At 45.3% G+C, this 17,269-nt stretch carries 11 protein-coding genes; 5 read left to right on the forward strand and 6 right to left on the reverse strand.

Annotated features, from left to right (window positions below; all coding sequences use genetic code 11):
• Positions 1–84 precede the first annotated feature (84 nt).
• The 6 genes from K6V26_RS19175 to K6V26_RS19200 all read right to left on the reverse strand — a co-directional run bounded on the left by K6V26_RS19175 (position 85) and on the right by K6V26_RS19200 (position 9,136).
• On the reverse strand, positions 85–603 hold the full coding sequence (locus K6V26_RS19175) for a lipid-binding protein (RefSeq protein WP_048314646.1): 519 nt from the start codon (positions 601–603) through the stop codon (positions 85–87).
• Between the two features lie 4 nt (positions 604–607).
• The gene (locus K6V26_RS19180) at positions 608–1,324 is read right to left on the reverse strand and encodes a BT_2262 family domain-containing protein (RefSeq protein WP_046146417.1); all 717 of its coding nucleotides are present in this window, start codon (positions 1,322–1,324) and stop codon (positions 608–610) included.
• 29 nt (positions 1,325–1,353) lie between these two features.
• Positions 1,354–2,865, reverse strand: coding sequence for a SusD/RagB family nutrient-binding outer membrane lipoprotein (locus tag K6V26_RS19185; protein WP_195584085.1), 1,512 nt, complete (start codon positions 2,863–2,865; stop codon positions 1,354–1,356).
• Between the two features lie 19 nt (positions 2,866–2,884).
• Positions 2,885–6,100 carry a SusC/RagA family TonB-linked outer membrane protein gene (locus K6V26_RS19190; RefSeq protein ID WP_224263578.1) on the reverse strand — a complete coding sequence of 1,072 codons (3,216 nt, stop codon included), beginning with the start codon at positions 6,098–6,100 and terminating at the stop codon, positions 2,885–2,887.
• A 673-nt stretch (positions 6,101–6,773) separates the two neighbouring features.
• Positions 6,774–7,775 (reverse strand): sensor histidine kinase, encoded by a 1,002-nt coding sequence (locus K6V26_RS19195; protein WP_195584084.1) that lies wholly within the window; start codon positions 7,773–7,775, stop codon positions 6,774–6,776.
• Entirely contained in the window at positions 7,772–9,136 is a 1,365-nt protein-coding gene (locus K6V26_RS19200; RefSeq protein ID WP_007655351.1) for a sigma-54-dependent transcriptional regulator, read from the reverse strand. Before K6V26_RS19200 ends, K6V26_RS19195 begins: the two co-directional genes overlap by 4 nt.
• Positions 9,137–9,313: 177 nt before the next feature.
• Between K6V26_RS19200 and K6V26_RS19205 the strand changes: the two genes are divergently transcribed.
• The 5 genes from K6V26_RS19205 to K6V26_RS19225 all read left to right on the forward strand — a co-directional run bounded on the left by K6V26_RS19205 (position 9,314) and on the right by K6V26_RS19225 (position 16,954).
• A complete protein-coding gene (locus K6V26_RS19205; RefSeq protein WP_010801686.1) occupies positions 9,314–10,792 on the forward strand; it encodes a TolC family protein in 1,479 nt (492 codons plus the stop codon).
• A 3-nt stretch (positions 10,793–10,795) separates the two neighbouring features.
• Positions 10,796–12,046, forward strand: a complete 1,251-nt coding sequence (locus K6V26_RS19210) for an efflux RND transporter periplasmic adaptor subunit (protein WP_010801685.1) — start codon at positions 10,796–10,798, stop codon at positions 12,044–12,046.
• 22 nt (positions 12,047–12,068) lie between these two features.
• The gene (locus K6V26_RS19215; protein WP_224263579.1) at positions 12,069–14,474 is read left to right on the forward strand and encodes an ABC transporter permease; all 2,406 of its coding nucleotides are present in this window, start codon (positions 12,069–12,071) and stop codon (positions 14,472–14,474) included.
• 110 nt (positions 14,475–14,584) lie between these two features.
• Positions 14,585–14,770 (forward strand): hypothetical protein, encoded by a 186-nt coding sequence (locus K6V26_RS19220; protein ID WP_224263580.1) that lies wholly within the window; start codon positions 14,585–14,587, stop codon positions 14,768–14,770.
• A 24-nt stretch (positions 14,771–14,794) separates the two neighbouring features.
• Entirely contained in the window at positions 14,795–16,954 is a 2,160-nt protein-coding gene (locus tag K6V26_RS19225) for an ABC transporter permease (RefSeq protein ID WP_224263581.1), read from the forward strand.
• Positions 16,955–17,269 lie beyond the last annotated feature (315 nt).

The raw sequence follows: 17,269 nt of genomic DNA on the forward strand, positions 1-17,269 counted from the left end.
GGAACGAGTATCCCTACTCACTCCGGCCAACTTGTGTGTCTAGTAAAAAATTTCGGTTAGCTTGATATATTGTATATGTCCCTATTAATCATCAACGGCAAGTCCTGTATAACGATATCCGGACACTTTGTATTTGGCATAGCCGTATTGAGCCGGATACTCGTCGTCACTGAATGAGACGTAATATACGATACTGTCAGCTGGCGTACCATGAGGCGTCGTAGCTGCTCCCGGCAAAATCTTGCCACCGTCGATCGTTACATTGATCGGATCGCCGACCTCATTTGTTGCAGCTCCCGATGTGGCAAAAGTCAACGTATTTACATCTGACTGAACCTTTACTTTATATTCCCAGAAGTTCCCCAGATCATCCACATACATTTCTGTAGGCAGATTAGCTGCTGTATTGTAAGTATTCAGCATAACGCGTCCCAATCCGAAGAAATCCTCTTCAACCACATTACCGCTTCCGTCGACAGCATCCACCGTTACAGTCCATTCACCGGCAAGGGCCTCGGTAGCTGTCCCGCCGATTTCGTCTTTCTCGCAGGAAGACAGCAAGACTCCTGCACACATCATCAATAAATATATTACTTTCTTCATATCCTTATCGTTTAGTCATTGTTACATAGAAATCCATGGAACCGGCATATCCAACTTGCCAGGAAAGCGTATTTGTAGCCGAATCGAACTTACCCTCTTTCATATAGTCGGCCGAATCGCCCCAGCCGGCAACTGAACTTGAAAGCATCTCTATAGAACCATCTTCAGAGACTTTAATATCGCCCGGCATAGAATAGGCGATACCGTAATTAGCACGCTTGTCGTACCAACCGCCCAGCAAGTCGCTCACTGCATACGTACCGTTGCCATTGTTGAACACAGTCATTTCGTAGCTGGCACCATAAGGCGTTTCGCCGGCACTGCTGACACGATAACTTGCCGGATCAACGTAGTATACGCCTTCTACCGGATCATTCTGATCTGTCACGATCACCTTACGGCTGGCAGTTGTAACGAATCCGTCGGCATTCACAATCGAGTAAGCCACCGTATATATGCCTGACTTGTCCATATTTACATTAGAATCCACCTGCACCTGATCGGTCACATCTTCACCATTCAGAATCGCTGTATAACCGGGATCGGTAAACGTACCTCCCTTGGCACAATAAAGTGTTGTACCTCCATCCGCCGAATTTTCCAAAGTCAACTCCGGATAGTAGGTTATAAAGGTCATTCCCTCCGTACTATCATCCCCGCAACCGGCCAACGAAAAAACAGCCAGTACGGATATTATCATATATGTTAATTTACTTTTCATCGTCATATTTCTCTATATTGAATGATTACTTATTTACCCCAGAACACAGGTGATGTATAACCCGGGAAATCGGGCGTGTTTTCATTACGCGAAGAAGAACTTTCTGCATACGGATAACGTTCCAACAGCTTATTTTCTCCCACTTGTCCGAATACTAGGATCGGAGTATACAACGTACCGGGAACATAAGCCGACACATTATAAGAATCCTGATCACCTTCAGTATAGAAATCGCTACCCTTCGCCTTTCCAAATGCCGGATAATTCAGACGGCGCATTTCACACCAGGCTTCGAAAGGATTCACACCAGACAGTGCTACCCATTTGGCAATACCCAGACTCTGTTCCATATTGCTTGCATTATAAGGATAACGGGCCACATACTCAGCTGCCCCTCCTACACCAGCCGAAGCAAAAGAAGCCTCAACGGCAGCTGCATAATGCGAAGCAGCCTCAACGGCCGAACCGTAGCGGGCATAATACTCAGCCTTGAAAAACTCGATCTCTGCCAACGTAATCAAATAAACCGGCATATCGTAGCTGGCCACCGGACGGCACCAATCTTGTAACTTAGTAGTCGATTTCGGATAGTTAGTACCCGAGATACCGCCCATATATTGTCCGGCCTTGTTTTTATCGAAGAATTTAGGCAAACGAGGGTCTTCATACACAACATTACCTTCGCTGTCTTCTATACGCATAGTACCGATGATAGCCAGGTTGGCCGCAATATTAGTCTGAGTAGATCCCCAAGTCGTAGCAAATTCTTCCGAATAAAACGGGTTCATGGCTCCCGGCACATTATTCCAGCAATCTTTATAACTAACATCCTCGTCAGGAAAATTATTTTCCGCGATCAGAGCAGCCACTTCAGACTTCACATCCTTCACCGTAGACATACGCATCAGCATTTTTAATTTCAATGCATTCGCAAACTGAATCCACTTGCCAGCCGTTGCCGACGGGAAAAGGAAGTTCGTACAAACAGGACTCGAAGCAACCACATTTTCCAAAGCTGCGTTGATCTCTGCAATCACCCCCTCATACACCGTCTGTCCGTCATCGTACTTGGGCGTAGGGTAGTTATCCAAATCCATGGCCTCCGTATAAGGCACTTCGCCATAACAGTCTACCAAAGCTTCATAGACAAAAGCCTTCAATACAGTACCGGCAAGATAAGTTCCCCAATCTTCTTCGGCGGCCGACTTATTCATTAGCGTTTTCAAGTTAGAGAGGGCCTTCTGATTGAACTGTGTGTAGGTACCGCTGCTACGCGTAGCCGACATATTGAACTGTGAATAATCCACATAGTTGCTGGTACCGAACAGGTGGGCATACTGCTGTGCATGGAAACCGCCGGCAATCCGCAAAAAGTTACCATAGCTCGAAGCCATGTTCATCTCGATGACAGGCATCAACATATAGGTTTCGATATTCTCTTCGGCCGGCGAATTCGGATCGGTATTGATATCCAAATAACTGTTACAAGAGCTGAAACCCAACCCCAATGCCAGGGCAGATGCTAATATTATTTTTTTCATATCTTCTTTCTCCTTAATTTTAGAATTTAACACTCAGGTTACAGCCAAATACACGACAAGACGGATTGGTATAAAGCTCACCGAATTGCGTTGCCAAATCACCGTAAGAAGCCTGAGACACTGTAGTCGACTCCGGATCCACATAATAGTTATCTGAGGCAGTCCAAGTAAAGACATTGTTACAGAATGCCGTCACGGAAAGATTGCTCAACGACATCTTACGAACCCATTTCTTAGGTACGTTCCAAGTCAGGCTGATATTACGCAACTTGACAAACGAACGATCCAGCAAATAAGCCTCGCCACCAAAACCGTAACCGTAATCATTAAAATAAGTTTGATAACTTCCGTTGCCCAAATAAATCGGGGTGGAGTTTTCCGTATAAGTACCATCGGCATTTTCGCGCACCGAATTAGGAATGATGAAAGGACGACGTTCGTTATAAGAAGTCACGATACCGTTACCGGTAAACTGCATCAGGTTTTTCGTACGGGAGAACATGTAGCCACCCTTACGGATATCGAAAGCAGCACTCAGCGTGAAATCTTTATACGTGAAAGCCGTATTAATACCGCCTGTCCAGTCGAAATTCATATTCTTTCCGGTATCTTCAACCGTTGTACCTAAAACGGGCTGACCGTTTGCATCCACGATAGGCTTGCCATCGGCTGTATATTTAGGCAAATAAGTATAGAACTGTCCCATCGGTTTACCCTGTTCGGCATACATATAAACAGCATCATTTCCTGCTGAGAAATCATATATGGAGACTTTACCACCTTCCAGGCTTTCAGGCAATGAAATTACTTCATTCTTATTCTTTGAGAAGTTGAAGCTCAAATCCCAACGGAAATCTCTCGTTTGGACGGGTACCGTATTCAGCACCAATTCCACACCTTTGTTACTTACTTCACCGAAGTTGGTTACCATATAGCTATAACCAGTCGACGGATCGGTCGGCAGGGTAAAGATCTGATCCTTCGTATTACGGTTATAATAAGCGGCATCCACTCCGAAACGTCCGTTGAAGAACTGCAAGTTCAAACCGACTTCAAACTCCGAAGTCATTTCAGGTTTCAACGTATTGCTACCCTTTGTGTTGGACGACATGAAGGCATTCACTCCGTTCATGGGGAACTTAGCCACATCGCTACCATAATATCCATGAGCCGTACCCTGTACATAAGTCACACCCGTACGATACGGAGAGGCGTCATTACCGGTTTTACCATACGCCAGACGAGCCTTACCGAAAGTCAATATCTTGTTTTCAGGAATCAATTGCGTGAAAATCCAGCTCAACGTAGCTCCCGGATAGAAGAAACTATTGTTGTCGATAGGCAATGTAGACGACCAGTCGTTGCGGGCTGTCACGTTCAAATAAATCATATCATCCCATCCCAGGGTAACATCACCGAAAAGACCTACCAGGCGGCGTTTGCTCTGGCTCTCGGACAAAGTTGTTTTTGTCGCACCGTTGCTCAGATCCCAGAACCCGCTGTAGAAAGTCAAGTCGTCGGTCTGACCGGTCATAGAAGTTGCGCTGCGTTCATTCATATTGACACCCGCATTCACGTTTACATCCAGACGGTTATCAAGGAAACGTTTGGCATAGTTTGCCAGGAAATCATGATTGAACTCATAACGGCGTCCGTATGCAGCATACACATAACCGCTTTGGTTCATATTCGACGGGGCATATCCATAATCGTTATTAATCAAAGCATCGTCAAGAGCGATCTGGGGACTGCCCACCTTACGGTCGTAATCCGTATAGTCGAATCCCATACGATAAGACAGGCGCAGGTCTTTGATCGGATTTACATCCAACTGAACCTTTCCGTATACCTGTTTTGAAGCCGTATGGTTATAATTGTTTTCCAATGCCCAATAAGGGTTGGTGATGCCATAAGGAGTGAAATAAGCCTCCGGCGTATTGAATGCCGAGCTTGTATTCTTCATATCCACAACAGAGACGTCGCGCGGCAATTCGAGCACACCGTCAATTACGGAAGTACCCTGGAAACTACCTACGGCATCCGTGCTACTCCGTGCGAAGTTAACAGAAGAAGAAACCTTCAACCAATCGTTTGCTTTATAGCTGCCGCGGAAAGCAATCGTATTACGTTCATACGTATCATAATCATAAGGCATGATACCATCATCATTCGTATATGAATAAGACAGATAATAATCCATCTTCGCATCGTTCGTCACACCACTTAAAGAAAGTGTATGATTCTGTGACCACCCCGGTTCGAAGAATTCTTTCACATTATCTTTCTTTGCACTGTATTCGTGGATAAGCTGCTGATTGTTCCATACCGGACCGTAGACTTGCATAGAGCCATCCATTGCAGGACCCCACGAACCGTTCTCGATGAAGGTCTGTGCGCCGTTCCATCCCTGTCCGAAGGTATTCTGGAAATCAGGTAAAAGCGACACCATACGAGCCTGTACGCTACCGCTATAATTGATAGAGAAGTTACGGTTGTCGCCTCTTTTTCCCGACTTGGTAGTGATTACGATCACACCATTTGCCGCACGGCTACCATACAAGGCAGTTGCTGCCGCCCCTTTCAAAACCGTCATCGACTCGATATCTTCGGAAGCCACGTTGCTGATACCGCCCAGGGCTACGTTTTTACCGCTTCCCGAACCCATACTGTTCTGCAAAGGCACACCGTCTACTACGTAAAGCGGCTGGTTGTCACCATTAATGGAGCTAAATCCGCGAATCGTAATATTACTTACGGCACCCGGATCAGCAGATGTAGAACTAACCTGTAGACCGGCCACTTTTCCGGACAAAGCATCTGCTACGTTAGTAGTACGCGAACTGATAATTTCATCGCTCTTTACGGTTGTTGCCGAATAACCCAGCGTTTTTTCCGAACGCGAGATACCCATGGCGGTAACAACCACTTCATCCAGATTCTGCGTATCGGTTTGTAAAAAAACATTCACGACCGGCTTTACGGCTACTTCCTGTGAATTCATACCTACATAAGAGATTTGTAGGATTTTCCCTTCTTGCGGAACGTTAAGAGTAAATTTACCGTCTATATCGGTCACAGTACCGATAGTCGTACCCTTAACCATAACAGAGGCGCCGATAATCGGCTCTCCATCGTCCGCCGAAGTGACGGTACCCGTCACTTTCGTGTACTGAGCCATTGCTGTACAGATACCTATAACCAGGTACAGCAAGATAAATGTTAGCTTCTTCTTCATAGACACTATGTATTAAATCAGATAATAATATTAACACTAGAAATCGTAGTTCCCGTAGGACTATGGTAACAAGAGTTTTCAAAGGGAGAGAAATAATAACATATATTTCTTTTTGAAATAAATATATACCAGATGTTAAATAGGTCCGCGCTGCATTGTGTATATATTAAATAAGCATAAATAAAACGAACAATGAATCGTGTCGGTTTTTTGGATAAGTTAACAGTATGAAACCTTTTTAATCCCGTTTTACCCCTGGTATGCCTTCGTTCTGACTCCGTTGTGAGTCCGTTGTGACTCCGTTCGCAGCATCGAAAACAGAGCGGAAAAGGTATGGGTTTTGTGTTGTTAAACTACTGATTAGCAAGATTGTATAAATTTATTTTAGGTGATTTTTCTGCTTGTGTAGATGCTTTTATTCTAGCAAATAAATGTTAATGAACTTTTGCCGATTTCGTTTGTTATCTAATTGTGTACCGTTAATAGGATGTAATTGTTAACCAGACACTATAAGTCTATCTGTTTTCAGTCAAAAAATTAACACTTATGTGAAATTTACGGGGTATTATTATTAAATTATAAGAAAATTACACTATATTTGCGTCAATTTTAAACCATAGTCCTACGGGAACTACGCGGATATTTGTTAATATTTGGAATATCAAAAAAATTTTTAAAGAATACGCGTATCAAGAAACTGAAGAGTAAAAGTCGTCCCTTTCTCGATTTCGGAAGCGACCATAATATTTCCTCCATGACGGTTCATGATTTGACGACATACACTAAGTCCAATCCCTGAGCCTTTCGGTTTAGTGGTGAAAAATGGGACAAATACTTTATCCAATGCTTCGGGTACAATCCCGCTACCATTGTCCGATACGGTTATCACCGGTATCCCATCTTGTCTGAAAGCCTCTACACGCACTTCGGGACGGATACTGTCGCCACAGGCTTCTACCGCATTCTTCAATAGATTAATCAGTACCTGTTCAATCATCCCCCGGTCTGCATATAATCTTAATTCGGACGGCCTGATAGAATAAACAACATTGACTCCATCCATTGGAACCAGCTTCTGCAAATCGTCAAATAAGGCCGATACAAGAAATATCCGCATGGCCGGCGTTGGGATACGGGTCAACTTCCGGTAGTTTTCGATAAAGTCGAGCAACCCTTTGCTCCGACGGTGAATCGTTTGTATGGCTTGCAACATGATTGCGTAGTCACGCTCGTTCATTCCGTTTAATTCGGCACGCTCCGTCACCGTTTCCGACAGGGAAATAATAGGAGCGATCGAGTTCATAATCTCATGAGTCAATACGCGGATCAGTTTCTGCCAGGCTTCTGTCTCAGCCTCCGCCACCACCGAATTATAAAGCCGGGAACGAAAAGCATTCAGGGCCTCATTCATCGAACGAGTCAACTCGGCTTCCGCCCCTCCGGAAGTAGGAACCGGAAAAGACAGATTCAGGTCTCCGTAATGAATATTCGCAATCAGATGTTCCATCCGGCGAATCGTTTTCCGTTGGTCCAGATACAATGAGAAAGCCAATACGATCAGGATAGCGCTCATCATTACCGATGTGAAATAGAGGCTTTTCAGTATCAGGAACGCAATTGTCAGCGACAATATAACGATCAGAACGATCTTTATCAGGATGGTATACCGTTTCATAGGCCCAATTTATCCAATTTCCGATAAAGGGCAAAACGGGTAATACCCAGTAACTCGGCGGCACGGGTCACATTCCCGTCGGCACGCCGCAAAGCACGTTCGATCGCTTCTTTCTCCAGAATGCTGAGGTTGAGTTCTTCCAGTTCCGCTTTCTTTTTGGTAACGGAAGGCTGGAGCATAAAATTCTCCGGTTTCAGCATCAATCCGTCGGAAAGGATCACTGCCCGCTCGATGGCATGTTGCAACTCCCTGACATTCCCCGGCCAGTTATAGTTTTGCAGTTTGCTCCGGGCTTCGCGGGATAAACCTTTTATCTCTTTCTTATATTTACGGGCATAGCGTATCAGGAAATAATCCGCCAGCAACTGGATATCATTCCCACGCTCCCGAAGAGGAGGAATATGCAGTTCGATGGTGTTGATACGGTAAAGCAAGTCCTGGCGGAAAGTCCCCTCCTCCACCATTGCACGAATATTCATATTGGTAGCGGAGATCAGGCGGACATCTATCGAAACCGGACGGGTAGCCCCCAGCCGGGTGATCTGCTGCTTTTCGATCGCAGTAAGCAGTTTGGCCTGCATCGGCATGCTCAGGTTTCCTATCTCGTCCAGAAACAAAGTCCCGCCGGTTGCCACCTCCATACGCCCCGGCTTATCACGGCGGGCATCCGTAAAGGCCCCCTTTTCATAACCGAACAGTTCACTTTCAAAAAGCGATTCGGGAATACTTCCCAGGTCGATACCCACAAAGACCTGTCCGTTACGCGGCGAATGATGATACAGGGCACGGGCAACAAGATCCTTACCTGTTCCGTTCTCCCCCAGGATCAGGATATTGGCATCCGTATGACGTAACTTCTCGATCGTTGCAAAGATTTCCTGCATGGCATTACTCTCACCGATAATCTCGAAACCTTCCTCATCCGAACTTTCCAGAGCCGCTACCTGGCGTTTCAGCGACCGCACTTCCGTACGGCTTTCACGAAGTTTCAAGGCGGCAGATAAGGTGGCCAGCAACTTCTCTTTCTCCCAGGGTTTAGGGATAAAATCCGTCGCACCGGCTTTGATGGCACGCACGGCTTTTTCCGTATCGGCATAAGCTGTTATAAAAAGGACAACGGCATCCGGATCCGCCTTCTTTATCTTCTCCAACCAGAAAAAACCTTCCTGCCCGCTAATGGCATCCCTTCGGAAATTCATATCCAGCAGGATCACATCCGGCACATAGCTTTCCATAAAATGCTCGATACGCTCCGGCTGTGTGGTCACACGGATTTGCTCTACATAAGGTTCCAGCAGCAGATTCAGTGCAAAAAGCACATCTTCATTATCGTCGATGATCAGTATTTTCCCTTGTTTCATATCGTATGCGTATATTAAATATGTGGGGGTAAAGATAAGCATTAAAACAATAAACAGGGCGTGCGAATACGAACGTTTTTTGTGCGCTGACGCACTGATCACAAAAACGGACGCACTACTTACTGTCTAATATTCAAGATATTAAAAACATGGCATACTATTTGTTTTTAATAATATATGAAACATACGAGAAGTCACATATTATCGATAATCCTTGCTGCACTGGCCGCTTTCCCGGCTTACTCGCAGGATACGTTACGCCTCACCTTATCTGAGACCGTACGCATGGCCCAGGAACAATCTCCACAGGCCATCGCTGCCCGACATTCTTTCAGGGCGGCTTACTGGAACTGGCGTTCCTATCGTGCAAACATGCTACCCAGTCTGACCTTCACCTCCAGTCCTTCACTGAACCGGTCGATCAGTTCGGTGACCTTACCCGACGGAGGCGAAAGTTTCGTACACCGCAACCAGTTGATGGTGGATGCCGGACTCACGATCAATCAGAATATACCATTCACCGGAGGAAGCCTTTTCGTGAAAACAGCCTTGCAAAGACTCGATTTGTTTTCGGAAAAGACAAGTTCGTATAACACCACTCCCATCGTGCTCGGCTACGAACAAAACCTGTTCGGATACAACCAGTTCAAATGGGATCGGAAAATCGAACCTCTCCGTTATACCGAATCAAAAAAGAACCTGACAGAAACACTCGAACTGGTCGCCGCACAGGCAACCCAACAGTTTTTCCAATTGGCCACCGCACAGACCAACTGGGAAATCGCACAATATAATTACGCAAATGCCGATACCCTCTATCAATATGCCCAGGGACGGTATAATATCGGGACGATCACTGAAAATGAAATGCTACAACTGGAACTGAACCTCCTGACCGAACAGACTAATATGATGAACGCGCGTATTGAAGTAGACGACTGTATTCAATCATTGCGTAGCTACCTGGGTATCACCAATGCTTCGGAACTGATCGCCAGTTTAAACGAAGAAATCCCCCGTTTCAATGTGGAAGTAAAGCAAGCGCTCGAGCTGGCTTACGAGAATAATCCGGAACCGGAATACCTCCAGCGCCGCCGGTTGGAAAGCGAAAGTGCGGTAGCACAGGCAAAAGCATCCCGCGGCTTCAAAGCCGACCTCTATATGCAATTCGGCTTGACGCAGACAAACGAAAAACTGAAAGAGGCTTACCGGGACCCTTTGGATCAACAATTAGTCAGCCTTGGCATACGCATCCCGATCCTGGACTGGGGTGTCGGTAAAGGGAAGGTAAAAGTTGCCCTCAGCAACCGCGACAAAGTATATACCGAGGTGGAGCAGTCACGCAACGACTTCGAACTGAATGTCATCAAAATGGTCAAACAGTTCAACCTGCAGGCTGATAAAGTGATGATCGCACAAAAAACCGACCAGACCGCCCAACGCAGGAACGATGTTGCCCAAAAACTGTACCTGCTGGGTAAATCGACTATCCTCGACCTCAATGCCTCCATCAGCGAAAAGGACCGGGCACGAAGAGAATATATAACAGCCTTATATAATTATTGGAGCCTGTACTACGGTCTGCGCAGCATGACCGGCTACGACTTCGAACAAAATCGTGAACTGACATTCGATTATGAACAATTAATGAAATAAATAATGGACAGACCTATTGAAAAGAAACCCGTATATTACCGTTACCGCTGGCATATCGCCGGATGTATCGCTTTTGTCATCCTGCTGGTGTATGTATCGATCGTTGCATCAGGCGGACGCAAACTGCGCACCGAAGCGGATAACCTCATCATCGGCGAAGCACAAGCCGATAAATTCATGGAATATGTGGATGTGGAAGGCGTGGTTCAACCCATCCTCACCATCAAGATAAACGCACGTGAAGCCGGTAGCGTCGAACGTATCGTAGCTGAAGAAGGTACGATGATGGAGAAGGGCGACACCATCCTTACCCTGACCAATCCGGACCTGATACGTACCATCGACGACCAGCGCGACGAATGGGAAAAGCAGTTGATCTCCTTCCAGGAAAAAGAGATCGAAATGGAACAGAAAAGCCTGGACCTGCAAAAACAAACATTACAGACAACCTATGAACTCAACCGCCTGAAAAAGAGCTTCGCCCTCGATGAAGAGGAGTTCCGCATGGGTGTAAAGAGCAAGGCGCAACTGGAAGTACAGCGGGATGAATTCGAATATAAAACGCAAAGCACCGCCCTGCAACTGGAAGGTCTGCGCCACGACAGCGCTGCCACCATCCTCCGCCGTGAGTTGATGAAGAATGACCTGGAACGTGAACGGAAGAAATACGACCGCGCCCAGGAACGCATGGAGAACCTGATCGTCCGCGCCCCATTGGCAGGACAACTCAGTTTTGTCAAGGTAACTCCGGGCCAGCAGGTGCAAAGCACCGAAGCCATCGCCGAAATCAAGGTACTCGACCAGTTCAAGATACATACGTCACTCAGCGAATATTATATCGACCGTATCACGACAGGCCTTCCCGCCACCATCACCTGGCAGGGAAAGAAATATCCGCTACGCATCACCAAGGTCGTACCGGAAGTAAAAGATCGTAACTTCGATGTGGATCTTGTCTTTACCGAAGAATCACCCGAGAATGTCCGCATCGGAAAGAGCTTTCGCGTACAGGTTGAACTGGGACAACCCGAAGAGGCGCTGGTCATCCCGCGCGGCGACTTCTTCCAAACGACCGGCGGCCAATGGATCTATAAGCTGAACGAGACCGGGACAAAAGCCCGCAAAGTAAACATCAGCATCGGCCGACAGAACCCGCAGCAGTATGAGATCACCGGCGGATTACAAGCTGGCGATAAGGTTATTGTCACCGGATACAGTACTTTTGGCGACGCGGAAGAGTTGATTTTGAAATAAAAAAGACAGAAGAAGAACTACCATGAAAATATTACTACTTGCTATCCGGTCCCTTTCACGTTTCCGGCTCTATACAGTCATCAACATATTAGGGCTGGCAATGAGCCTGACATGTGTCATGATCATATCACGGCACGTATACAGGGAATTGACAGTAGACCATTTCAATAAAAACCTGGATCGTATATGTCTGGTCACACAGCATTTCGAACAAGAAATAATACCTCGTTTTTATTACAATTTCAATCCCGGAACAGGCATAGGAGACGCTCGGTTGGTAAATAATCCGTCTGTCGAGAAAGTGGCCCCGTTCTCTTCTTTTACAGAAGACTATATAACAGTCGATGATAAAAAATACAATGCACGTATCCTGGTTGCCGATACTGCCTTTTTGCAGATTCTGGATTATCCGGTAGTATCCGACAATAAACAAATTCCGCTGCAAGACCCGCAAGGAGCTGTTATTACGCGGAACTTTGCCCGTAAACTGTTCGGCACAGACAAAGATATAGTAGGAAAAAGCATACAGCATTCCAACGGTAAAACAATTACGATCACCACGGTTCTCGACGAACCTGTCGATAAAAGTTCTATCCAGTTTGACCTGCTCGTTTCCTTGCAACTGCAAGAAAGATGGGGACGTGCTTTCCACGCTCTCGTATTACTGGCTCCCGGTACTGATATCAATAAACTGAATAAGGAATTTATCAGTAGCAAAAAAGAAGGAAGTAAGGAAATACCGAACCAACTGCTTCCTCTCGGTAAATCGTACTTCGACAAGACCGTCAATATGTTTGATGATACTTACCTGCGAGGAAACTATAGCAATGTCCTGGTGCTCGCCGGTGTCGCTTTTTTAATTTTACTTATCGGCATCTTCAATTTTATCAATATCTACACCGTCCTGATGCTGAAACGGGCACGCGAACTGGGAATGAAAAAAGTATTTGGAGCAAGAGCCTTCCAAATGCTGGTTCAACTCGTCGGTGAAAACATTGTAATGATAGGCTGTGCCCTCTTTATTGCCTGGATATTAATCGAGATAAGCGGAGGAGCTATCGAATCGACCCTGGGAATCTCGCAGGTAAATAATCTGACATTCGATCTTTTGCTTTCAACAGGTATCCTGTTACTGTTACCGGCCATAACCTCCGTGTATCCTTTTATCAAATATAATTACACACCACCCATAACCTCACTTCGCTCTGTAAATACCAGCGGTAATTCAGTGGTTTCACGTGCTGTCTTCATCGTTTTTCAGTATATTATCACCTGCTGCCTGATCATCGTTTCTCTGTTCTTTATGAAACAGCTTCATTTTATGCTGAATGCTGACTTGGGATATAAAACCAAAGATATTATAAAAGCTCAGTTCATCAAGCACCCCAGCAATGTATGGAGCATGCCGGATGAAGACCGGACCAAATACTTCAATAACATTAACCGGCTGGATGGTGAGATAAAGCAGAAAATGAATGCCAGCCCTCTTTTCTATCAATGGGTATATGGAGACAGTCCTCACACGATACAGGAAAGCGGTATCCGTCTGAAAACTGCGGATGGAGAATACAAAGAAGTTTGTTCGGCTTATATGTCTGCCACCAATATACAAATGTACGGCTTGCAACTAAAAGAAGGACGATTCTGGAACGACTCTATTGACAATACATATGGTTACCAGTTCATCATTAACGAAACAGCACAAAAACTGTTTGGCATAACCAATATAGAAACTGCATCATTACAGCCGGAAAGCCGTTTATGGATAACCAGCCGGAATGATATGAGTACCAATCCTCCCTATCAGGTTATCGGTGTAGTAAAGGATTTCAAGTTCACACACTTGTCAAAGCCCAACGCCCCGCTGGTCATTTCCAACTCTGGAAGTTACAACAGCCAAAAGCTAATGGCTTCGATTGTCCCTGGAAAGAAACAGGAAGCGATCGCCTTTCTGAAGAAACTCCACAACGATACCGTTGGCGGCGAATTCGAGTATTCATTTGTCGAAGACGAAGTCAGCGCTCTTTACAAAGATGATAAAAAGGCGGCTTACATCTATTCCTTATTTACAATCATAGCCATTCTGATCTCTTCATTGGGGTTATTCAGTCTGTCTCTATTTGATGTTCAGCAGCGATACCGTGAAATTGCCATACGCAAAGTGAACGGAGCAACCACCCGTACAGTCATGCAAATGATGCTACGCAAATATTTCAAACTATTGGGATTAGCTTTCATCATTTCTCTTCCGGTTTCATTACTGGCTATTTTCAAATATCTGGAAAACTTTGCCAACAAAGCCCCTATATCCTGGTGGATATTCGCTGTCGCCCTGCTCATAACTGCCGGAATATCGCTGGCAACCTTAATCTGGCAGATACGGAAAGCGGCACGGACCAATCCGGCGGAAGCCATAAAAGCAGAATAAGACAATCTGTTTGCGATGCCTAAACACACCTGTTTGCCCATCACAAACAAAGGTGTTTAGGCATCGCAAACAAGCTTGTTTAGGGATCGTAAACAATAAAAGCAATGTATATGAAAATCATCCTACTAGCCATACGCTCACTGATGCGTTTCCGTTTATACACCGTTATTAATGTCCTTGGCTTGGCGCTAAGCCTGGCCTGTGTGATCATTATCAGCCGGTATGTCTATAGTGAGGCGACAACAGACCATTTCAATACCAACCATGAGCGGATATATCTGAGTGTACGTCAGTAGGAAAGCGGTGAACAGATACCTCTTTTGTTTACAACAGATAATATACTCCTGAAAAAGAACTATATCAATCCCCTGGATATACCGGAAATAGAGAAAAGAACCTCCTTTGTCTCCCTCAGTAATGTCGAAATACAGGTTGATGAGAATAAATTCAAAGCACATGTATTAGCTACAGACACAACTTTCCTTCAGATACTGGATTTTCCGCTGGTAGAAGGGAACCGTGCACAACTGTTGGCCGACCCTAAAGGAGCCGTTATCACAAACCGATTCGCCCGGAAACTGTTCGGTAAAGAAAATCCGATCGGTAAGAACGTCGACTATAACGGAAATATACTGACTATCCAGGGAATTATCGGAGAAACGGAGACACCCAGTTCTTTAACCTTCGACCTGTTGATATCTAAAGAACTGCAATGGCGTTGGCCGCCGGTTAATTACTTTAGTGTTGCTTTAGCCTATCCCGGTATCGATGCGGATCGTATTAACGAAAAACTCAAGGCAGAAAACCATAAAGCCGCCCAAAAAACGTTCTCTTTCCGGGTCATCCCGCTGGATAAACTATACATGGACAAAGCTGTCGACAAAGGAGTAAATACGTTCCGCCAGGGAAACCCGGACAGCCTGAAAATCCTTTCCTTCGTTGCGATCTTGCTTTTATTGATCGGACTGTTCAACTTTATCCATATCAATTCGGTCGTTATCATTAAACGAGGCCGGGAACTGGGAATGAAAAAGGTATTCGGGGCAAGACCCGCACAATTATTCATCCAGCTATACGCAGAGAATCTGGTACTGACAACTATCTCCCTTTTTCTCAGTTGGATGATTATCGAAATCACCCTGCCGATACAAGAAAACCAGTTAGGTATCACTGCCACCGTCGGCTCTTCTTTCAATATGATATTAACCGTTATTCTTTTGCTGGGACTTCCACTGATTATTACGTTATATCCATTTTTCAACTATAGCTTCCGGCAAACCATCCGTTCACTTCAGGGAGTCACCCCCGGAAAAAACAAGATGGCTACCCGTTCGTTGTTTCTGGTCGTGCAGTATGTTATCACTTGTTGCCTGATCATATCATCCATCTTCTTTATGAAGCAACTGCACTTCATGTTGCATGCTGACCTGGGATACCGAACTAAAGACATTATAAAAGCCTGGTTTATACGTCCTTCTTCAAAGATGTTCTATGGTGAAGAAGAACAGAAACAGACTGAAAGCGTTTCCTCCGCCATACAGGAAACACTCAAAGCATCCCCTCTGTTCCAGTCGTTCTCCTATGGAGAAAGTCCGTATGAATTACCAACTGATAACTACGACAAGGTCAGTATGCGCATCCCCGGAGGAGAATGGCAGGAGGTACTTCATGTCAAACTATATAAAAGTTTCTTTGATTTATACCAAATACCAGTTTACGCAGACGGCTTTCCGAAGAGCGAAAAAGAAATCCTGATGAATGAAACGGCTAAAAAATTATTCAGTAAAGGAGGAATCCCTCCTACGGAGCTGGAAAAAGATTCGTATAATGGCATCAGTTCGCTTCTGGTAAAAGGTTTTACTCCCGAATTTCAGGTAGTGCATCTCTCCCAGCGTAATCTTCCCGTCATCATGACTTTCAAAGATGTGCAGAATGAACTATACTATCCTGGGAAACTCATGGCATCCATTGTCCCCGGACGCCGGTCGGAAGCGATCAAACTTCTGAAAGAACTCCATGACAAGACTATCGGAGGAGAATTTGAATACACTTTTGTAGAAGACGAGATCAGTGCCATGTACGAAAAGGACCGGTTGGTTGCCCGGATCTATTCCGTTTTTACCCTCGTCTCCATCCTGATCTCTTCGATGGGATTATTCAGCCTTTCCCTTTTCGACATTCAACAGCGTTACAAAGAGATAGCGATCCGCAAAGTGAACGGGGCAACGACAGGAGCCATCATGAATTTGTTATTGCGGAAATATTACAAGCTACTCGGTTTCTCTTTCCTGATAGCCACTCCTCTTTCCTGGCTGGCAATCACGAGATATCTGGAAAACTTTGCCAATAAAGCTCCGTTATCCTGGTGGATTTTCGCTATTGCTTTCCTGATCACCGCAGGTATTTCCCTGCTCACCCTGATCTGGCAAATCCGAAAAGCGGCACGGACAAACCCGGCAAAAGCTATCAAGACGGAATAAATCAGGGAGACAAACAAGTACACCTATATAATTCGGGCAAAAAGCGTTCACCATTCACCTTTCTGTCGTATATAACTAATATAATGACAATTACAATACAATATCCAGGTGAACGGTTTAGCAAAAGGGTGAATGGCTACTACAAACCCTTCACCCTGAACTACTACCAATTATCATATAACCCATTAACCCGCCAACAATAGTATATTAACACAAAAGAAATAACCCAATAGCTTAACGACCACGCCCGGTAAGCTTTTCGAACACTGTCGCTAAGCTTAACCACCTACGTCGGCAAGCTTAACGATGGCAGTC

The organism is Parabacteroides goldsteinii, assembly GCF_020091425.1.
In the GTDB taxonomy this organism is placed as follows: domain Bacteria; phylum Bacteroidota; class Bacteroidia; order Bacteroidales; family Tannerellaceae; genus Parabacteroides; species Parabacteroides goldsteinii.